22 protein-coding genes are annotated in these 19100 nt (G+C 48.2%); 14 read left to right on the top strand and 8 right to left on the bottom strand.

Going from position 1 to position 19100, the window contains the following annotated elements:
- Positions 1 to 42: 42 nt before the first annotated feature.
- Together WCY20_RS05225 and WCY20_RS05220 are read left to right on the top strand one after the other, a co-directional pair.
- Positions 43 to 612, top strand: a complete 570-nt coding sequence (locus tag WCY20_RS05225) for an NAD(P)H-dependent oxidoreductase (protein WP_345977557.1) — start codon at positions 43 to 45, stop codon at positions 610 to 612.
- Between the two features lie 199 nt (positions 613 to 811).
- The gene (locus tag WCY20_RS05220; protein WP_345977555.1) at positions 812 to 2308 is read left to right on the top strand and encodes a hypothetical protein; all 1497 of its coding nucleotides are present in this window, start codon (positions 812 to 814) and stop codon (positions 2306 to 2308) included.
- Between the two features lie 186 nt (positions 2309 to 2494).
- On the opposite strand, the gene WCY20_RS05215 is transcribed toward WCY20_RS05220, so the two are convergent.
- Positions 2495 to 2845, bottom strand: coding sequence for a protein adenylyltransferase SelO family protein (locus WCY20_RS05215; RefSeq protein ID WP_345977553.1), 351 nt, complete (start codon positions 2843 to 2845; stop codon positions 2495 to 2497).
- Between the two features lie 223 nt (positions 2846 to 3068).
- Between WCY20_RS05215 and trxA the strand changes: the two genes are divergently transcribed.
- From trxA to acpS, 12 genes are all read left to right on the top strand, one after another.
- Positions 3069 to 3443: a thioredoxin gene (trxA, locus tag WCY20_RS05210; protein WP_345977551.1), complete on the top strand. Its 375-nt coding sequence runs from the start codon at positions 3069 to 3071 to the stop codon at positions 3441 to 3443.
- Positions 3444 to 3678: 235 nt separating this feature from the next.
- Positions 3679 to 4242, top strand: coding sequence for a hypothetical protein (locus WCY20_RS05205; RefSeq protein WP_345977549.1), 564 nt, complete (start codon positions 3679 to 3681; stop codon positions 4240 to 4242).
- 68 nt (positions 4243 to 4310) lie between these two features.
- Positions 4311 to 4436, top strand: coding sequence for a hypothetical protein (locus WCY20_RS05200; protein ID WP_345977548.1), 126 nt, complete (start codon positions 4311 to 4313; stop codon positions 4434 to 4436).
- A gap of 115 nt (positions 4437 to 4551) precedes the next feature.
- On the top strand, positions 4552 to 5037 hold the full coding sequence (locus WCY20_RS05195) for a hypothetical protein (RefSeq protein WP_345977546.1): 486 nt from the start codon (positions 4552 to 4554) through the stop codon (positions 5035 to 5037).
- Positions 5038 to 5141: 104 nt separating this feature from the next.
- Positions 5142 to 5555: a GNAT family N-acetyltransferase gene (locus tag WCY20_RS05190; RefSeq protein ID WP_345977545.1), complete on the top strand. Its 414-nt coding sequence runs from the start codon at positions 5142 to 5144 to the stop codon at positions 5553 to 5555.
- A gap of 73 nt (positions 5556 to 5628) precedes the next feature.
- A complete protein-coding gene (locus WCY20_RS05185; protein ID WP_345977543.1) occupies positions 5629 to 6249 on the top strand; it encodes a hypothetical protein in 621 nt (206 codons plus the stop codon).
- Entirely contained in the window at positions 6246 to 6896 is a 651-nt protein-coding gene (locus tag WCY20_RS05180; RefSeq protein WP_345977541.1) for a hypothetical protein, read from the top strand. Before WCY20_RS05185 ends, WCY20_RS05180 begins: the two co-directional genes overlap by 4 nt.
- A gap of 232 nt (positions 6897 to 7128) precedes the next feature.
- Positions 7129 to 7578 (top strand): SRPBCC domain-containing protein, encoded by a 450-nt coding sequence (locus WCY20_RS05175; RefSeq protein WP_345977539.1) that lies wholly within the window; start codon positions 7129 to 7131, stop codon positions 7576 to 7578.
- Between the two features lie 185 nt (positions 7579 to 7763).
- Positions 7764 to 9110: a DNA repair protein RadA gene (gene radA, locus WCY20_RS05170; protein WP_345977537.1), complete on the top strand. Its 1347-nt coding sequence runs from the start codon at positions 7764 to 7766 to the stop codon at positions 9108 to 9110.
- Positions 9111 to 9526: 416 nt separating this feature from the next.
- The gene (locus tag WCY20_RS05165) at positions 9527 to 11419 is read left to right on the top strand and encodes an EAL domain-containing protein (RefSeq protein WP_345977536.1); all 1893 of its coding nucleotides are present in this window, start codon (positions 9527 to 9529) and stop codon (positions 11417 to 11419) included.
- A gap of 164 nt (positions 11420 to 11583) precedes the next feature.
- Positions 11584 to 11859, top strand: a complete 276-nt coding sequence (locus WCY20_RS05160) for a hypothetical protein (protein WP_345977534.1) — start codon at positions 11584 to 11586, stop codon at positions 11857 to 11859.
- Between the two features lie 26 nt (positions 11860 to 11885).
- The gene (gene acpS, locus WCY20_RS05155; RefSeq protein ID WP_345977533.1) at positions 11886 to 12236 is read left to right on the top strand and encodes a holo-ACP synthase; all 351 of its coding nucleotides are present in this window, start codon (positions 11886 to 11888) and stop codon (positions 12234 to 12236) included.
- Here the strand turns inward: acpS and thiS are convergent.
- The 7 genes from thiS to WCY20_RS05120 all read right to left on the bottom strand — a co-directional run bounded on the left by thiS (position 12233) and on the right by WCY20_RS05120 (position 19031).
- Positions 12233 to 12433, bottom strand: a complete 201-nt coding sequence (gene thiS / locus WCY20_RS05150) for a sulfur carrier protein ThiS (RefSeq protein ID WP_345977531.1) — start codon at positions 12431 to 12433, stop codon at positions 12233 to 12235. The genes acpS and thiS overlap by 4 nt on opposite strands.
- The gene (locus WCY20_RS05145) at positions 12430 to 12972 is read right to left on the bottom strand and encodes an ankyrin repeat domain-containing protein (RefSeq protein ID WP_345977529.1); all 543 of its coding nucleotides are present in this window, start codon (positions 12970 to 12972) and stop codon (positions 12430 to 12432) included. The genes thiS and WCY20_RS05145 overlap by 4 nt, the downstream gene beginning before the upstream one ends.
- A gap of 89 nt (positions 12973 to 13061) precedes the next feature.
- Positions 13062 to 14057, bottom strand: a complete 996-nt coding sequence (locus tag WCY20_RS05140; protein WP_345977527.1) for an SAM-dependent methyltransferase — start codon at positions 14055 to 14057, stop codon at positions 13062 to 13064.
- Positions 14047 to 15378 (bottom strand): TolC family protein, encoded by a 1332-nt coding sequence (locus WCY20_RS05135; protein WP_345977525.1) that lies wholly within the window; start codon positions 15376 to 15378, stop codon positions 14047 to 14049. The genes WCY20_RS05140 and WCY20_RS05135 overlap by 11 nt, the downstream gene beginning before the upstream one ends.
- On the bottom strand, positions 15335 to 16504 hold the full coding sequence (locus tag WCY20_RS05130) for an aspartate aminotransferase family protein (RefSeq protein ID WP_345977524.1): 1170 nt from the start codon (positions 16502 to 16504) through the stop codon (positions 15335 to 15337). Before WCY20_RS05130 ends, WCY20_RS05135 begins: the two co-directional genes overlap by 44 nt.
- Positions 16498 to 18240 carry a molybdopterin-dependent oxidoreductase gene (locus WCY20_RS05125; RefSeq protein ID WP_345977522.1) on the bottom strand — a complete coding sequence of 581 codons (1743 nt, stop codon included), beginning with the start codon at positions 18238 to 18240 and terminating at the stop codon, positions 16498 to 16500. The genes WCY20_RS05130 and WCY20_RS05125 overlap by 7 nt, the downstream gene beginning before the upstream one ends.
- A complete protein-coding gene (locus WCY20_RS05120) occupies positions 18237 to 19031 on the bottom strand; it encodes an HlyD family efflux transporter periplasmic adaptor subunit (RefSeq protein ID WP_345977520.1) in 795 nt (264 codons plus the stop codon). Before WCY20_RS05120 ends, WCY20_RS05125 begins: the two co-directional genes overlap by 4 nt.
- Positions 19032 to 19100: the final 69 nt, after the last annotated feature.

The raw sequence follows: 19100 nt of genomic DNA, 5'->3' as shown, positions 1-19100 counted from the left end.
CGCGGCTGATGGTTAACGTTATCTTACCCCACAAAAAGGATTATGATGAAAAATATTTTAATCATCGTCGCACACCCCAAACAAGAGAGCCTTTCATTTGCCATGGCAGAAAAGTATAAAGGGCTATCGATCAAGAAAGGACATCAGGTTGATCTCCTCGATCTGTACCGATGTGAACATCAACAACCATTTTTTACTTTTAACGATCCCAATACATTGACAACGACAAATGCCATGCACTATTTCCAAGATAAAATCTCCCGTGCGGACGAACTTATATTTATATTTCCCTATTGGTGGGGCGGTATGCCTGCAATCATGAAAAATTTCATTGACTGGAATCTCTCCAAAGGTTTTGCATTTGAATATGTCAACTCCAGACCAAAAGGTTTGCTTCATGGTAAGACAGTGAAAATCTTTACCACGACCGGTGCACCGTGGTTTCTCTACATGATTACTGGAGCGCACAGAAGACTGAAAAATATGTGGAAAGAACAAATAATAGAATTCTGCGGCATGAAATTGGTCTCATTCAATATATTCGGTGGCGTGGATACGAGTACAAAAAGTAGAGACCAAATTCTCGAAAAAATGGAAAGTCAATATAGATAACAAAACAAAGGAGACCACTCAAAAACCCGCAGGCGGCTTTTTGAGTGCCCCTTTCAGACGTTATCTCAGGCGTCACGCATCCGAAATGACGGGACACAGGCTGAATCCCGTCTACTCGTTGTCTGGTTTTTCAGCGACAGTACACTGTTGAATATAAGATTATAATGTTATCATCAATGCAAAAAACAGGATGGATAGGATGAAACCACTTCAATTTCTAATGGGCATAGTTGCTCTGGTCTTTTTAAGTGCTTGCGGCGGAGGCGGAGGTACTGATGGTACTTCAACATCCTCTGAAGGGATCTATAAAGAAGTTGAACTGGCTGATGTGATACAGGTCGAAAGTTATTATGATACGTCCGGCAAAACCTTTCTTCTAACCTCCGTCGGTTATGTTTACGTCCTGGATACGTCGGATTTGAACAACGATGATACGGTCACGCTCAACCTCCTGAGCGGACTCTCCAATATCACAAAAATTTCTGCGGGCAATGATCATCTGCTAGCGCTGGATACAAACGGCAATGTTTATGGTTATGGAAGCAACTATATGGGCCAATTGGCACTGGATAGAGACGTTTACCCCTTTCTCACTTCTGCTCAGCAATTAACCCAACTGTCGAATATCATAGATATATCCGCAGGAAACAATTTTTCTGTCGTGGTGGACAGTAACGGTAATGTATACAGTTTCGGCGACGCAGGGTGTGATACTTATGAATATGACTGTACTTACGATGAAACGCAATTAGGGTTCTATGATAACAATGATTCGCAGTACTTCGATACGCCCATTCAAATCGTCTCGCTAAGCAATATCAAAAATGTTGATTCCGGAAAAGGCTTTAGCGTTGCCATGGATAACAATGGTGACGTGTACAGTTTCGGTTTTGGCAAAAACGGCCGACTGGGTCAGGGGGGAACGGCGAACAGCGTTATCCCTCAAAAGATCAATACACTTGCCAATATCAAACAGGTTTCGGTCGGGTATGAGCATACCCTGCTCCTGGACATTGACAATAAATTATTCGGCTTCGGTAACGGTATAAACGGCGAGCTGAGCCTCGGAAATTATGCGACGGATGAACAGAGTGATCCTATCGAGATCACGGCAGTATCCGATCTCAAATCTGTTTCGGCGGGTGACCGGTACAGCCTGTTCCTGACCAACGGCGGAGACGTATACAGTTCGGGCCTGAACTCCATCGAAAACAGGTTGGGCTTTACCAGCAGCGACAAGCCGGAACTCTTCAACGCGTTGAAAGTCCCGGATTTGTCCGGTGTCTCTGCCTTGGGAACAGGCGGGGACAATTCACTCTTTGTTGATGCCAACAATAAGGTTCAGGTGAGTTATGACCCCCCGGTAACGGTCATCCAACCCAGCAACTGCGGCGATGCAAACCTGCTGGGAACATGGGTCCGACCGAGCGCGGACAAGGTCTCTGTGACATTTACCCAGTTCTGTACCGCGACGATCTTCCAGGAATCCATCAATGGCTATGATGCAACACTTACAACGTATCTCACCAATGTCACTGCCAATGGCAGCAGTATGGATTACACCATTTCAAAAATGGTCTACGAAGACTCTTCCGGGACAACAACGCAGGTATCCGGGAACTCCTATACCGATGTTGCATACAGTATCAGCGGGAGCACGCTTACGTGGGGTGGATACACTTATACAAAAATTTAAAGATCAGGTGGTTATCACAAGGGCAGTTGCTGCCGCCCGAACTTATGATCCTCTGCGCGTACACATTTCCAAAGCAGACCAATCAAAAATATACCCCAGGGGTTGAATTTCCACTCCTAAACCTAAAATGTATGCGTAAAGTGTTGATTTCTCTTAAAATCTCGACTGGTGTAATTCAGATGAAACTTACGACGAACAGCTCACGTGGGATATCCCGGCGATATCGAAGAACTGCGAAGGCTTTTTCGCGTAGTATTTTGCTTCTGTCTCTTTTGACTGCTCATCATAGGGCTTTGTCATCACTTCCTGCAGCTCTTTGATGATCGTATAGTCACCTTTTTCGGCGGCTTGATAGGCAGGGACGAGGAACCACTCCCGCAGGGTGTATTTTGGGTTCACCTGCTTCATCTGTTCCGATAGTTTCTGGCGGGACTCGGCTGTCGTTACATCGATGCAGGAGTGCCATTTCTCCAGCCACTGTGACCAGCGTTTGAGCAGTTTCTCATTGTTGGACGCAGGTGTTTTTTTGGTTTCCATGAAACTTATCATTATGGCATATAATGCAAGTGTATCATCAAAAAACATTCAACGTGAACTTGAAGAAATAAAAGACCTTATGAAACATATCAAGGAGAACAAATAACAAGCCAGTGAAGAACAATCAATAACCCACGGGTAGATTTTTGATTGCCCATTTTAAACGTTATACCCAGTTTCAATCTAATATGTCATAATGCCGCCCAACAACAAAGGATAAACCGTGGCACTCGTTACACTTACAGAAGAGAACTTCGAAAAAACCGTTACAGACAATGACATCGTAATTATCGATTTTTGGGCACCGTGGTGCGGGCCTTGTAAATCTTTCGGACCAATTTTTGAAAAAACTTCCGAACAGTTTCCAGACATCATCTTTGGAAAAGTCAATACGGAAGAGCAGCAGGGACTGGCCGGTCATTTTCAGATCCGTTCCATTCCGACGACCGTGATTCTAAAAGAGCAGATCATCGTTTTTAACCAGGCCGGTGTTCTATCTGAAGAGGCTTTGGTCGATATCGTGGGACAAGTGCAGGCACTCGACATGGATAAGGTACGCAAAGAGATCGAGGAACAACAAGCGGCGCAGCAGCAATAATTTTCAGCATAAGAGTTGATAGCGTATCATACGGGCGAATACAGTCGACGCTGTCACATAACAAACCCCTCCTCTTTCACACATAAGCATGCCGGCAAACGGCATGGCTTTTCCATCACTTCAATATATTTTGTTAAATATAGCTATAAAAAATGTTTTCAAATATTCTGAAAATTCAGTTTTAGAACTATAGAATGTATGCTACTTAATAGCTTACAATGAAAGGAACACAATAATGAGATCATTACTCGTTGCACTTATGATCATACTCCTAACCGGATGTGCAGGTTTACAAAGTCCAAAGGAAACGAATATTGCTGTAAGTTCATTATTGAATGAAATTCAAATAGCGATCAATGAAATCAACACGCAAACAACCGGAACTGCTTTGCCGCCTTTTAAACAAGCAGAAATTGTTTTATCAACTAAAGCCGAGATGAAAAATGAAGGCTCCGCATCACTTGTCTTATCAGCTGACGGCACTAAAAGTAATGCTGAATCAAACACTTTAACCCTTGTTCTGACCCCGAATACTTCTCAAACAAAAAGTGTACGGCCTGGTACCGGTCTGCAGCTCGCACAATATGTGGTGGCTGCAGTCAGAGCGATTGAACATGACAATTACCTAGAACTGCAAAAGTTGGTTGTTGAAACAGGATTTAATGTATCGACTGATAAATCAGGTGGCATAGAAATCAAGATTTCCAGCCTTTCACTGGGTGGAAAGGTCACCAGTAGTTCAAGTGATGCCCATATATTGAAACTCATTTTTGAGAAATTGCCTGAAAAGAAATTGTGACTCTGGGGTATGACAAATCTCTTCCGAAAAGCCTAGTGCGTCCTATAGCCGTAATGCACCCACTAGAGATGATTGATAGAAAAGCATCCGAAGTAGAAGAAAAAGTATTGCGGGAAATTGCGTTAAGTGCTGGTTCCAGAGAGGCAAAGGTGTGGGTTGGTAGAGCATTAACAGATAAAGAAGCAATAAAATAGATAGCGCCCCATCGGCGACCAACCAAAAAGCGAAAGCGGCTTTTTGAGTGCTCATTCTGAACGTTACCCGCCAAAGCAAAGTCGTGCTATGATATTTCAAACAGACGGATAGGTTATGCATAACGAATCAGCGCTTGAACAAAACAAATATATGCAGTTACAGCTCGAAGGCGACCAACTGCGCTTCATTGCCTCAACAGGCAGCGGTCCAGCGCAAAGTATCCATGCCTCAGTTTCCCGTATCAGAAACGCTCTTGAGCAGGGGAAACTGACTGGAGCAAGGGTTGAGGACGCCATCAATCAAGTCGAAGACCTGATCATGCCAATCCTTCGTTCCCTGCCTGCGAGCACAGAACTCAGGGTCTCCGGTTTGGAGCTGGTCGAGATCTTTCATATGTTGTCTGCAACCGATAACACCGTCGTACCCATTGCGTCGGTTGAGAGCCTGTTCAACCAGCTTGCAGATCATGCCGGAGGTTCTCCCATCGCCTGGCATCAAGCCGCGTCCCCGGCCCACGTCGCACTGGGTCTGGTTGTTCTGCGAGAGGTAATGCACCACGGCGGCTTTGGCTCTGTTTCGTTGATGATCGATACGGAGTAAAAGCCGCACCGTGTTGGCCGTGGCGCCATATCTCTATCATCGGCCAGCCATTCACTGCAGGCAATACACCCCTTACGGCCGCGGCCTGATTGGAAAGGATAATAATGGATATCTCTTACAAGGTGAATCACCCTATTTCGGCGCAGCAGTTCATTGATCTTCTTGAAGAGTCCACACTTGCACAGCGACGTCCTACTGACGATGTGACCTGTATGGAAGGTATGGTAACCAACAGTAATCTCATGGTCACGGCATGGGACGGGGATATCCTCGTCGGTGTCGCCCGTTCAATGACGGATTTCCATTATGCCTGCTACCTTTGCGATCTCGCGGTCCGTCGGGAATATCAGAAAAAAGGGATAGGAAAAGAGCTGCAGAGGATTACCCAGAAACAGCTGGGTGAAAAATGCAAACTGGTGCTGGTGGCCGCACCGGATGCCCACACCTATTACGGCCATATCGGCTACTCGAACAATCCGCGATGCTGGGTTCTCGGACAAGACGATAAAATAAGCTAACAGACCAAAGGAGACCGATCGAAAACCGACGGACGGCTTTTTTATTGCGCATTGTAAACCGGGAGGTAAGAATATGAAAAAGAAAATCATATGGATTGCAGGGGTACTTTTCGGTTTTTTGCTGGTCGTTTTTTCTACGCTTATCCTATCTTCTCTAAACTATGATGCGTCCAACCCCCGTGACCGGGCCAATTCATACTATATTCACAATAGTATTGAGATCGACCGGCCCGTTTCAGAGGTATTTCACTTTATCCAGTACCGCCTGCCTGAAATCTACCAAGAGCTGACCGACATGCATACCGAGTTTACGATCCTTAATGCGCAGAGACTTGAGAAGGGCGCTGAGATCAGGTGCCTCGAAGGTGATAAGCATGACATTGTATACAACCATTATATCGTGACAAAGGTCGTGGCGAATACGCTAATCCAATTTGAGTCGACGCCTACGATCGTCTGTGACAGAAAGACCAAAACAGAGATGGCGCAGATGAACGTGTACGTCTATTTTGACTTCGCCGAAACGGACCGCGGGACAACACGGCTTCAGCAGACGATTGTCATCGATATGCTCAATCCATTCTATAAGTCGCTGATCGATGTTCTGGCCTTTGTAACCGGAAACAGGGGCGAGTGGGCCAGGCAGTTTCGTGATGAACTTGTCAATTTTAAACCGATAATCGAGAGACAATGAGACCCTATAACCGTCACGTCCATCTGACTGCATCGGCCATGAGTGTTTTGCTGGGCCTGGCCGCCATGCTCAATCACGGTATTTTTGAAATACGACAGGGTTTTACGGCTACTGACGGTCTATTTATCGAGGCCATCAGCATGGAGGACCGTTTCTGGTCTTACGGCACCGAGGGCGCTTTCACGCTTGTGCCCAATTTCCTTATTACCGGCATCATTATTGTCGCGATCAGCCTTGCGTTGATCATCTTTGCCTTTAAGTACCTCTCCGTACCGAAGGGGGCGGGCATCCTGCTCGCATTTTTCATCGGGTTAACCCTCTTTGGCGGGGGGCTTGGGCATCTTATCGTTTCCTTGCCCACCTGGGCCTTTGCGACACGTATTCATGCTCCGCTTGACTGGTACGGAAAAAAGATGCCTGAGAGAGTTCGTTTGATCCTAAGTAAGCTCTGGGCGGTTTTTCTGATCGCTGCTTGTTTTTCATGGCTGGCGGTTATGTATCTTGGCGTTTTTGGCTACATTCCCGGTCTGCGTGACCCCGACACGATACTACATATCGTATTTCTCTTTTTGCTGGCAACGACAGCCTTGATCAGTCTTGCTTTTATGTGCGCGATGGCGAAAGATGTACAGGATCGTAAAGAGTAGAGAGTAAAGGGAGAGGCTGCTTTTCCTACACCTTCTGCCCGAAGGGAACTTCGCAACGAAGTGAGGCGACACCGTCTCTGCTCTTGTTCCTCCCTTTTGCTTCTACGCCAGGGCAAAACAAAGCCGCACGGGCCAGAAAAAGATTTTATTTTGAGCAATACAATTAAACCGTTTCAGTTTTTACTATAATGTTTAGATTTTAAATGGTTACTTTTACAACGGAGGTGGAAAAGTGAAACGCATAGAAACCAAAATACAGATCAACGCAACACCGGAACGCATCTGGACAATATTGACCGAACTCGATAAATATCCGCAGTGGAATCCGTTTATTAAAAGCGCACGGGGGAAAGTTATTGAAGGTGAAAAGCTAAACGTTTGTATAGCACCGCCGGATGGAAAGGAAATGTGTTTCAAACCTACTGTTTTGACTGTCAAAGCCAATGCCGAGTTCAGATGGCTGGGGCATTTTTTGTTTCCAGGTATATTTGATGGTGAACATATCTTTATCATAAAGGGAAATGAAAACGGCGCTTTTCTAATTCAAAAAGAGATTTTCAAAGGACTACTGGTGCCTTTGATCTGGAAAAGCATGGAGAAAAACACTAAAACAGGTTTTGAATCAATGAATAACGCATTAAAAATGAGGGCTGAGGGGGAAGACAGACAACAACCTGTTTAAACCGAGCAAAACCCCATTGGCGACTTTTTGGCTGCTCATTTCATGCGTTAACGTAATAAGAACACATTCTGACAGATATATCGCATCTTATTCCACTCTTTGCTACAATCATAAAACATTTCATCAAGGCAAAATATTGAATAGATTTTTCACCCGAAAATCAAGCAACACATCAGAGATATCAAATGGCTAAGAAAAAAGTACTTTTTGAATGCCAGCACTGCGGGATGACCTCGCCGAAATGGATGGGCAAGTGCACCAACTGCGGCGCCTGGGACTCGTTGGTCGAGCTCACCGAGCAGCAGCAGGAGATCGTCAAGCTCACCTCCTCTTCGCCGACAGGCAAAAGCAAGGCCCAGGCCATTGTCGAGGTGACCAATACCGAGATCACCCGCTACTCCAGCAACGACATCGAACTCGACCTTGTTCTCGGCGGCGGTGTCGTCCCCGGTTCGCTGACGCTCATCGGCGGCAGCCCCGGTGTCGGCAAGTCGACGCTCCTCCTAAAGATCGGCGCGAACATCGCCAATTCGGGGAAAAACACCCTCTACGTCACCGGGGAGGAGTCCGAAGGCCAGGTCAAGCTCAGAGCGGACCGTCTCAACGCCACGGCCGAGAACCTCTACCTTCTCAGCGAGATCAGACTCGAGCAGGTCCTTTTTGAACTCGAACAGCGCGACTACGAGTTTCTGATCATCGACTCCATCCAGACCATGTACTCCGAGAACATCACCTCCGCACCGGGTTCGGTGACCCAGGTGCGCCAGATCACCTTTGATCTGATGCGCATCGCCAAAGAGCGGGGCATCGCCATCTTCATCATCGGCCATATCACCAAAGAGGGTTCCATCGCCGGGCCGCGCGTACTGGAACATATGGTCGACACCGTGCTCTATTTCGAAGGCGACAGCTCCCAGGAGCTGCGTATCCTCCGCGGTTTCAAGAACCGTTTCGGGCCGACCAACGAGATCGGTGTCTTTGAGATGCGCAACGAAGGGCTGGTCTCGGCAAAAGACATCTCCTCGCGCTTTTTCAACCAGAGCAAGGCCCAGCCCGGCTCCGCCCTCACCGTCGTGATGGAGGGCTCCCGCCCGCTCATCCTGGAGGTGCAGGCCCTTGTCAGTGATTCGCACGCGCCCAACGCCAAACGCCAGGCGACCGGTTTCGACAACAACCGTCTCAACATGCTCCTTGCCCTGCTGGAGCGCAAGCTTGAGATCCCGCTCAACGGCTACGATGTCTTTATCAACATCGCCGGCGGTATCAAGATCAATGAGACCTCCGCCGACCTCGCCGTCCTCGCCGCCATCATCAGCTCTTTCAGAGACCGCACCATCTCCAAGGAGACCGTCTTCATCGGCGAGGTCTCCCTTGTCGGTGACATACGGGAGGTCTTTCAGGTCGACACCCGGCTGCGCGAACTGCAGATGCACAACATCAGCAAGGTCCTTCTGGCCAAAAAGCCCAAAGAGACCCACGGCGTCAAATGCTATGCCGTCGACGAAGTAACAAAACTGATCGATTGGATGTGAGCTCGCCAATGAGAAAAGCCAACTGCTTGGCTTTTCGGCGAGCGAAACCAGAGTCGATGTACGAAGTACCGACGTCGGCTTGGAGATCAATAAAAAAAGACAATATATTGTCTTTTCACAATTTTCGTGCGAAACCAGAGTCGATGATATGCCAAAGAGAGATATCCTGTAATGGATATTTTCTTTGGATAAAGTAATATGAATAGTTTACACTTACCGACGGCAACTTGAACATCAATTGAGAACCGAAGCTTTTTTTCTCGATAAACCACAAATCATATCACCCCTGCCCGCACGATCTCGCGAGTAAAACAGAATATATATCTGTTTGAATCCTGCTATTAAGAGCATCTTCATTCCTGATGACTTTGAAAACATTAAGAGTAATCAAAACGAATAGTCTATAAGATTGTTTTATGAAGACCACTGAATCATATACTTTTCTTCGTAAGCAGATCCTATTATTGATCGCGCTTTCGCTTTTCCCAGGACTGGGATATATTTTTTTAGGCTGGATCAATGGTATTGCCGAACCTGCACTGTTCTGGTATATATTGACGCTGCTGGTCTCATTCTGGGGGTACCGCCTCTATAAAGCCTACATCCCAAACAGGATGAATGCAAATGAGACCAAGCAGTGGTACAACAAGGTCTCGATCTTTTTTCTCGTCATCTTTTCGCTTTGGACCCTGATCTTTGTACTTTATGTGACAGAAGAGCGCGGGCATCTCAACTATATCGCGATATTTACGCAGATCGGGGCCTCGGTGGTTGCCTCGACGCTCCTCACTTCTGACAAACGGCTCTTTGCATTGACACTGATGTTTCTTCTAATCCCCTTGTCGATCTATTTTTCGCTTATCGGTGAGCTGTATGGCTATATTCTCGCACTCTTTTCACTCATCTTGCTCGGGGTTCTCTATTACTCCTCATATACCAGCTACCTGCTTTTAGAAACCAGCAGTTTTCAAGCCGCACATGATCACCTGACCGGCCTTTACAACCGTCGTTACTTTATCGACTGTCTAACGCAGAAAGTCAAAAACCTCTACCACTCCCAACGCTACTCGTTTATGATGCTGATCGACCTGGACCATTTCAAGACCATCAACGATTCACTCGGGCATGATGTCGGTGACAAGCTCCTGAAAGTTGTTGCTTCACGTATGGAACGCCTTATCGCTGCCGATCAGATCGTTGCCCGGTTGGGCGGGGACGAGTTTGTGATCGTTTCACAGGAGTTCGAAAGCAGAGAAGAGGCCCTTAATGAAGCAATGTTTCTTGCAAAAGCACTGTTGACCCTTCTGAAAGAGCCCTATATTATTGACCTTCATCATCTCTACATCAGTGCCAGTATCGGCGTAGAGGTTGTAGACAAGAGTTCATCGAGCGCCAATCGTCTTATCAAAGAGGCGGACATCGCCATGTATGAGGTCAAAGCGCAGGGACGCGATGGTGTCATCATCTTCAATGATGCTCTTGCCAAAAGGATCGAAATGCATCTGCAGATCGAACGCCAGCTCCACTTCGCCCTGCAGCACGGTGAAATCACGCTTCTGTATCAACCCCAATTCAATGCGCAGGAGAAAGTGATCGGCTGTGAAGTGTTGTCGCGTTGGCATAACGACACTCTGGGCACAATTCCGCCCGATAAGTTCATCCCGATTGCGGAAAAAACCGGGCTTATCGTTGAATTGGGCACCTACATTTTGGAAGAGTCTTTTAAAACGCTTGCTTCATGGACAAAAAAAGGCATGCACCTTGAGCAGTTTTCCATTAATATCAGCGTACGTCAGCTCTTTCACAGCACTTTTATCGAAGGGGTGGAGAGACTGACAGACACATATCTGACACCGGAGCTTACCGGCAAGCTTGTCTTTGAGATCACCGAAACCGTCTTGGTCGAAGATATCGATAGAGTGGTCGCCATCATGAAACGTCTTTCCCTTCGCAATATACACTTCTCAATGGATGACTTTGGCACCGGTTACTCTTCATTGAGCTATCTTTCCGCTATGCCGATCTCCGAACTGAAGATCGACCGCAGTTTTATCTCCAATCTCTATAAAGAGAGTTCGGATCAGGCCATGGTCGTTACGATCCTGAATATGGCCAAAATATTTAAACTCAAAGTCGTAGCCGAGGGGGTGGAGACAGCCCAACAGCTCTCGTTTCTTCAACAGAACCATTGCCATCTTTTCCAGGGCTACTATTTCTCCAAACCGCTGAGCGATGAAGCTTTTACAGACTTTTACATGGCAAGAACCTCGCAAGAGACCGAAGAGATGTTGAACCAGCGCAATATATGAGCTAATCAGCAGCTCATGTTCTCTTTCAAAAAACCGACTGCTTCGCTTCTGTTTTAACTCAACGCACGGAGATGCAGAGAAGAGATTTGCAATATGGATAGCTTCAAGAATATCTAAAATCTTTCTGTTGTATAATCTGACCAATATCAAGAAGAGGTTTATATATGTCAGTTCCATGTATTGATGCAGAGTATAAAGGCGAAGAGCGCTACACCAAAATATCGTTAGCGTATTCAAACGATGAACAGCGTGTAGAGATCAATACGGCTTTGGACAGTGTGTTGAAAGAGTGTACTCTGGATTACAACAGCTATACGAGCGATATTGCAAACGGACGCAAGGTCATTGTTGTCGAATTTCATGATGACTATGATCGCGAAGGCGGCAAGATCCTTGAAAAACTGATGAAGAAACTGGACATCAAAGAGTGCCAAAACTAGTTGTGTACTTCTTATAAGCGAGTAGCATGATAGGAATCGATCTTATAAAAATCGATCGCATGAAAAAGCTGATCGAAAAATATGACCATAAAATTTTGGATAAGTTCTTATCGCCTCAAGAGATCATTCTGGTAAAAAACCACCGGACTGCCGCCGGGTTCTGGGCTGCAAAAGAGGCAGCTTCAAAAGCCCTGGGCTGCGGTATCGGAGCCGAATGCGGTTTTCACGACATCACGATCTCCAAAACCGCCAAAGGGGCCCCTGTTCTGGAACTTTCCGATAAGGTCAAAGAGCAATTCAGCATTCGGGCCTCTGCCCTCTCTATTACCCATGACGGCGACTATGCCATTGCCGTCGTCACCCATGAAAAGCGTTAACCGCCGCCGACAAAGTCCAAAAGTTCCAGTTTATCACTGTCGTTGAGGCGATGCTCACCCCATTGGTCCTGTTTGACGATCTGCATATTGACAGCGGCAGCCATCACCTTTTCCTCAAGGTCAAGTTTTTTCAAAAGTTCCAACAGTGTCGCACCCTCTTCTATCGTTCTCTCTTGCCCGTTTACAATGATCGTCATCTTTTTTTTCCCATATAGTTTTTTAATTCATTCGCCACCGCTTTGTTCTTTTTGTATTCAGCAAAATCAAGCGGTGTGTAACCGTCTGCATTTTTCACAAAAGGATCAGCACCTGTTTTGAGTAGAAAGTCCACCACTTTTACATCCCCGGTGAATGCTGCCTGGTGCAACGGTGTGACCGTGTCATCATTGGCCAGGTTGACATCGGCACCGTTGACAACAACAAAACGCACCAGTTCAAGATTATGTTTTTTGATCGCCAGGATCAACACTGTGTTGCCTCTGTTGTCCTGTGCATCGATATCGGCACCGTTCTCCATTAATATCCGGGCCATCTTCAGGTCACGCTTTTTTATGGCGATATGCAGCGGCGTCAGACCCGCTGCATTTTCAGCATTGACATCAGCCCCCTTTTCGATCAGAGAACGGGTTAACGGTTCATCTTCATAATAAACCGAGTTGTGAAGAGGCGTACGCCCGTCTACTTTGTCACCGTAGAGCAAAACAGTAACGATAAACAGCATCAGGATCGAACGCATATCTACACCTTCTTTTTTATTTTTGTTATTGTATCGCTCAGAGATTTATTACTAACTAAGAAAATTCCATCACTTCGATTACGCAAGGATTAGCGCTCTTTTCTAAAACGGATCATCTTGAAACGTTCACCCAGGAAGTCCGGCATAATAAGCATCTTGACCTTTTCAAGCTCCTGTTTGTAGATCTTCTCATCCGCATTCTTCTGCAGCATCTCCAACAGCTCCAGAATTCCCATGTTGACCAGCGCCGTCATCTGCGCCTTGAGTTCGATGAAGGTCACGCCCGCCTCTTCGTAAGCATCCTTGACATGCTCGAAGGTGACATCGTAGGTGATGTCCGTCGATCCGAAAGCCTCCTTGCGGTTCAATTCCTCGTCAAAGAAGGGGTAGACCTTATGCTTGTCATAGACGCGCAGCGAGAAGTCGGGGCGTGCCATCATCTCGCCGTAGTCGAAGCTCATAAACTCAAACGTCTTGGCGGCAGAGGCCATCTCACTGGCAAACTCTTCATAGCCCACCGCGATCTCACCGCGGTCTTTATGGTATTTGGCGGCTTTTGCACTGACCCATTCGTCATCCACATCGAATTCGACATTGCCGTCCTCTTCGACACGCGCCGTCTTTCCCTTGAAAAAGAGCTCGCAGGGAAAGGCATCGAAGATCTCATTGGCGATGAAAAAGGCATTCTCGACATGCAGCTCACTCAGGCTCTTGACATGGGAAAGGCTGATCGCATCGCCGAACGAGGTGTTAAGATAGTTTCGCTGCTGCTCCTGCAGGGCATCAAAACGCTCGACGATGACGAAGCTGAAACTTTTAAGCAATTCGGGACGGAGGGTATAGAGGAACTCGATCACATCCGCAATGAAGTAGCCGTGGTGCGCCCCGATCTCGCAGATAGTGGCATCATTCGCCAGGAATCCCTCATCCACCAGCGAAATAATATGCTTGGCAATGGTGCCCCCGAAAAACTTCGAGGCGGAGACCGCCGTATAGAAGTCCCCTTCTTTACCGATCGCGCGGTAGGTCGCATAGTATCCCTGTTCGCCATAGAGCCACTGCGTCATATAGTTACTAAAGGTCACTGCTCACCTTTTCATACAGGCTCAAAAGTTCGAGCTGTTTGTCGATCTCGTAGATCTTCTTATTAATCCCTTCGATCTCCAATGAGTTCGAGAGGGTGTCGACATCGTACTGCGTTTTGTATCCCGCTTTGAAAAGTCCCCTGGTCTCGTCAAGCAGCGCTTCATAAAGGTTCCGGTTATCATCGGCCAGCGCGATCTTTTTGTCGTACTTCTTCAGATTCTGCATCACCTGCTCGTAGAGCAGTTTCAATTCGCGTTTCTTGTCATCAATGACGACTTGCGATTTCAGGTACTCGACTTTTGCCGCTTCAAAGTCATTGTAGCTGTTGATATCCAAGGGCATTGAAGCACTCAGTCCGTAGCGATAGTAGATCGTTTCCGGTGACTGGATCGTGGTCGGTCCGGTAGGCAGTACAAAGTTGGACTGCTGCTTTTGCCAATTGTAGGATGCCTGCAGGTTCACTGCAGGGAGATATTTCATCAGTGTCACGTTTTTGTTGTAACGGTTCTTCTCGCTCTCGCTTTCGGCCAGTTTAAGGTCGATGTTCCGCGCCAGGAATGTCCCTTCGTCCAGCAGTGCAAGAAAAGGAATCTTTGCTCTTTTGGGGTCGAGGTCGCTGATCTTTTTGAACTGTGCTATCAGCTGTTCATTACCCGTCTCAAGGTCATACAGTGCCTGCACCGCGATGTTTTTCTCGAGAATGGCATTGTTCAGAAATCCCGAATCAAGCTGGCCGTTAAGATACTGTTCGCGTTTCTGTTCAAGGTTAATCTCGGAATTGGCGATCTGAAGCTGCTGTTTTGCGATACTCAGCTCCGACTGCTTGATCTGCATCAACAGGTCGACAGCCTGTTTGATCATAATGCGTTTCTGCTGGTCGATACTGTAATTGGCATACTCACGCGATGCATTGGCGAACTTGATACCGTAGATGATCCCGCCGCTCTGAAATATCGGCTGGTCGATGGCAATCGCGCCATTCTGGTTCTCAACTTCTTCGCGCCCCTGCTCATTATAGGGGTTCTGACGCGTAATGCTGTAGCTGATCTTGACCGGCTGGATCCAGGAGTCGCGCAGTTTTGAGCTCTCCTGGTCCGCTTTTTCATACTCGTAGCCGAACTGTCGGCGTTTAAGCTCGGAGAGGTATTCCTCCAGGGAGGCAGCCGCCCCCTTCTGCTCATCGGCACTCATCTGCTGGGTCTCGAAGAGCAGTGTCGCGTTCTGGTCGCTGCCTGTTTCTGCACCGCTTGCCGTTACAGCGGTAGCCAGAAGAAGACTACAGAGTACCGATAGCTTTTTCAAGTCGTGCAAAACCCTCATCCATCTCATCCTTTGTAATCGTTAACGGCGGCAGAAAACGCAGCGTATTGCGCCCTGCACGCAGCACCATCACCCCGTGTGTACGCGCGGCAGTGATAATGGCTGCCAGCGTGTCGGCATCGACAACACGCAACCCGCGCATCAGGCCGAAACCGACCGCTTCGGTGAAGATGTCGCTGTGCGCTTTTTGCAATGCCTCAAGTTTCTGGGCAAAGGCGATGATCGCCTCATCGAGCGCACCGCTCTGCTTATAGGCGCTCAGGAGATCGACCACCGTGCTTGCAGCTGTGCTGGCAAGGTAGTTACCCCCGAAAGTCGAACCGTGATCGCCGGCTCCCAGAACATCTTTTTTGCCCGTCATCACCACACCGATCGGCACGCCGCCACCGAGCCCTTTGGCCAGCGTGATGATGTCGGGTTCGATATCATAGACATTCGACGCCAGGAACTCGCCCGTACGGTAGACACCGGTCTGTACCTCGTCGACAATCAGCAGGACATCCTTCTCTTTCAAAAAGGCGGCAAGCTTCTGTACCTTTTCCTTGTCAATAGGCTGAACGCCGCCCTCGCCCTGGATCAGTTCGATCATCACGCCGACCGTGTGGTCATCGACCAGCGATGCGATCTGGTCGATATCGTCGGCATAGACGAATCCGTCCGGAAACGGCCCGAAATAGTTGTGCATCGATGCCTGTCCCGTCGCTTTGACCGTCGTGATGGTACGGCCGTGAAACGAATGCTTGAGCGTGATGATCTTGTAGCGTTTCGGCTGTCCGTCGACCTCGCCGTATTTTCGGGCGATCTTGATCGCCCCTTCATTGGCTTCGGCTCCCGAGTTGCCGAAGAAACACTGCATGTCGTAACCGCTCTCAAGGACGATCTTCTTCGCCGCCTCTTCCTGCGGTGCTATCTGATAGAGGTTCGAGATATGGATGATCTTTTTTGCCTGTTCGCAGAGCGCCTGCGAAAGGGCGTTGTCACCGTGGCCGACACTCACAACACCGATACCCGAGGTGAAATCGATATACTCCTTGCCTTCGCTGTCGGTCAGCGTCGCATTCTGGCCTGAGACGAATGAAATGTCTGCCCGGGCATAAGTTGGTAATACATAAGATTTTTCTAGCATTTTTCTACCTTTACTTTTTTTTCTTGATACGCGGCATTTTTGCCTTCATAACTGAGCTTGGAATCACTTAGGAGGTTGACCCCAGGTGTTCCGGAATAGATCAGGAGACAGTCATCTCTCAGCCGCTCATCAAGCGCGACCTCAAGTTCCAACTTGCCGTTGTCCGAAGATATCCGGACCCTGTCACCCTCATTAAGTCCGTGCGAACTGTTGAGATGGACGCACTTCTCTCTTTTGAATTGAGAGTTTAGACTATGTTCGCTTTTGATCGTCAATAAAAACAGATCATTTTCAAGATCGGCATCAGATTCGTACTCCTCCAGGAAACAAAACTCGCCGTCATCGGTGTCAAATCCTTCGGTGTAGGGGAGTGTTTCGCGCCCTTTCACCATCTGTCCGTACGCTGTATCCTCAGCAAAGGTCTGAAAGTGTTCGAGGTAACTCAGTTCGCTTTCAATGTCTATGTCAAAGGCCTTGCACAACTTTTCAGTCAGATCATACTCGCTGATACCCGTCGCGCTCTCGGCGATCTTCGGCATATCAAGCAGCCCGGGATGTCCGTATGAACTGCGGATATCATCTTTTTCCAAAAAGCTCTTCGCCGGTATGACCAGGTCCGCGATCTCGGACGTCTCGTTCTCATAGAGACCGAAATAGACCGTAAAAGGAGTTTTGGCGATCGATTCGCGTACCCTGTTGGTATCGGGCATCTGGTTGAGCGGGTTTGACCCCTGGATGAAGGCCAGCTCGAAACGGCCGAACTCGACATTGCCGAGAGCCACGCTCTTTGCTTTTGAGCTCTGGTTGAAAGGCGATCTTATCCCCTCTGCCGAATTGCCCAGAAAGTTGACGCCGCACCCCTCTTTGCCAAAGAGCCCCAGCAGTGCGCCCAAACCGTCGATGGCGCGCATTGCCTCTGCACCGTTGCGGTATTTCTGGATCCCGACGCCGACAAGGATCACCGTACGTCGTCCCTGGACAAGATCCAGTATCTTACCGATATCCCCCAGCGTGACATCGATGCTCTCCAGGACCGCTTTGATACGTACCGTCTGGGTCAGCTCGTAGAAATCCTCATATTCCGGGGCATATGCCTTCAGGAACGCTGTATCCTCCATCGAGTTGATCATCACGAATCGGCTCAGCAGCAGTGCCAGGTAGAGATCGCCCCTGGGTTTGATCTGCAGATGGAAATCTGCACTTTCGGCCAGCTTCGTCCGGACCGGGTCGATGACGATGACCTTCTTATCTTTCAAAAAGGGGAGCAGATGCGAATTGGTCGTGTGGATATTGCGTCCCCAGACGATCACAACCTCCGCTTTTTCGATCTGCTCCGGCGGAAGCAGCCGGTTGGAGCCCCGCCCTTCTATGACACCGGCTTCGCCGGCACCGTCGCAGAGCGATCCTTCTGTCAGGGTCGCACCGTATGAGGCGAAAAAGTGGTCGCTCACCTGCTGCATCAGACCAAAGTTGCCGCGCCCGCGGTAGTGCAGTATCTGGGAAGGGTCGGAGACTCTCGCGATCTTCTCTTCAAGGAGATGCAGGGCCTGCTCCATCGTGATCTCTTTGCCTTCGTAGCGCGGTGTGCTGATGCGCTCATGGTTGCCGTAGTGGTTCAGATGCGGGCAGAGATAGCCGTGCGTATAGGTATCTTTGCTGCCGCGGAGCTTTCCGTCGACGACGTCGATACTGCAGGCGTCGTAACAGTCCAGGGGGCAGGCTGTCGTCAGACTCATCTCAGTTCCACCTTCATCAGCTCCGAGAAATATTTCGGCGCATCGATGATGATCTCGGCCTTGTAGCTTGAGAGATGTGTCGAGTCGGCGATCGCCCACACGCGGCTGATCTTGTAGCGGCTCTTTTCGCCATTGAGGTAGAGTACCCTGCTTTTGGCATTTTTCATATCATCGGCATTCAGAAAGATAGTCAGTTTCGCCCTGGAAATGTCGGCCACCTTGGCAAGTTCCATCCCGGGGTTGACCACCTGCCCCTCTTTGACGCTGAGCTGGTAGAGGACCTTCCCTGTGGCCGAAAGTGATTTGTCGTCAATGCTCTTTTGCAGCTGCTCTGCACGAAGGTTCAGATCATTGATCTGAACCTTGAGGTTGTCAACCTCTTTCTCCGTAGAGATCAGCTGATTCTGCGTTGTGACGAGATCATAGAACTCTTTGTCTTTTTCGATCAGCGACTTTGTCTTCAGTTCTCTGATATTGTCGTAGTTGGTCTCTTTTTTTGCGAGTATCTCTTCGTAGTTTTTCTGCATCGCCTCGTTCAGCTTTAGCGTGTTTCGCAGCAGGGTGATCTTCTTGCGGACATTCTCCAGCTCGATGCGATCGAGTTTGTCATCGATCTTGATATAAGCCTTGCCGTCAAGCTTTTTCCCCTCTCGTTTCTCATCTGCAAAAGTGACCTGCCCCGACACATTGGATGCGATTGTCAGGACCTCGTACGGTTCGACTTTGGAATAGTACTCTTTGGCAAACAGTGCCGCAGCTGATAACAGCAGTAGTGCAAACATTCTTTTCATCTTTTTAACCCTCTTTTTGAAGTTCTTATTTTATCCAACTTGGATAAATAGCGGCCATTGTTCCCGTTG

Source organism: Sulfurimonas sp. HSL3-7 (assembly GCF_039645985.1).
In the GTDB taxonomy this organism is placed as follows: Bacteria; Campylobacterota; Campylobacteria; order Campylobacterales; family Sulfurimonadaceae; genus Sulfonitrofixus; species Sulfonitrofixus jiaomeiensis.
This window is presented reverse-complemented; position numbering and strand designations above follow the sequence as displayed.

Coding starts and splice junctions, on each gene's coding strand:
- WCY20_RS05225 (WP_345977557.1), top strand. CDS start 43: ATGATGAAAAATATTTTAATCATCGTCGCACACCCCAAACAAGAGAGC.
- WCY20_RS05220 (WP_345977555.1), top strand. CDS start 812: ATGAAACCACTTCAATTTCTAATGGGCATAGTTGCTCTGGTCTTTTTA.
- WCY20_RS05215 (WP_345977553.1), bottom strand. CDS start 2,845: ATGGAAACCAAAAAAACACCTGCGTCCAACAATGAGAAACTGCTCAAA.
- WCY20_RS05205 (WP_345977549.1), top strand. CDS start 3,679: ATGAGATCATTACTCGTTGCACTTATGATCATACTCCTAACCGGATGT.
- WCY20_RS05200 (WP_345977548.1), top strand. CDS start 4,311: ATGATTGATAGAAAAGCATCCGAAGTAGAAGAAAAAGTATTGCGGGAA.
- WCY20_RS05195 (WP_345977546.1), top strand. CDS start 4,552: ATGCATAACGAATCAGCGCTTGAACAAAACAAATATATGCAGTTACAG.
- WCY20_RS05190 (WP_345977545.1), top strand. CDS start 5,142: ATGGATATCTCTTACAAGGTGAATCACCCTATTTCGGCGCAGCAGTTC.
- WCY20_RS05185 (WP_345977543.1), top strand. CDS start 5,629: ATGAAAAAGAAAATCATATGGATTGCAGGGGTACTTTTCGGTTTTTTG.
- WCY20_RS05180 (WP_345977541.1), top strand. CDS start 6,246: ATGAGACCCTATAACCGTCACGTCCATCTGACTGCATCGGCCATGAGT.
- radA (WP_345977537.1), top strand. CDS start 7,764: ATGGCTAAGAAAAAAGTACTTTTTGAATGCCAGCACTGCGGGATGACC.
- WCY20_RS05165 (WP_345977536.1), top strand. CDS start 9,527: ATGAAGACCACTGAATCATATACTTTTCTTCGTAAGCAGATCCTATTA.
- WCY20_RS05160 (WP_345977534.1), top strand. CDS start 11,584: ATGTCAGTTCCATGTATTGATGCAGAGTATAAAGGCGAAGAGCGCTAC.
- acpS (WP_345977533.1), top strand. CDS start 11,886: ATGATAGGAATCGATCTTATAAAAATCGATCGCATGAAAAAGCTGATC.
- thiS (WP_345977531.1), bottom strand. CDS start 12,433: ATGACGATCATTGTAAACGGGCAAGAGAGAACGATAGAAGAGGGTGCG.
- WCY20_RS05145 (WP_345977529.1), bottom strand. CDS start 12,972: ATGCGTTCGATCCTGATGCTGTTTATCGTTACTGTTTTGCTCTACGGT.
- WCY20_RS05135 (WP_345977525.1), bottom strand. CDS start 15,378: ATGAGGGTTTTGCACGACTTGAAAAAGCTATCGGTACTCTGTAGTCTT.
- WCY20_RS05130 (WP_345977524.1), bottom strand. CDS start 16,504: ATGCTAGAAAAATCTTATGTATTACCAACTTATGCCCGGGCAGACATT.
- WCY20_RS05125 (WP_345977522.1), bottom strand. CDS start 18,240: ATGAGTCTGACGACAGCCTGCCCCCTGGACTGTTACGACGCCTGCAGT.
- WCY20_RS05120 (WP_345977520.1), bottom strand. CDS start 19,031: ATGAAAAGAATGTTTGCACTACTGCTGTTATCAGCTGCGGCACTGTTT.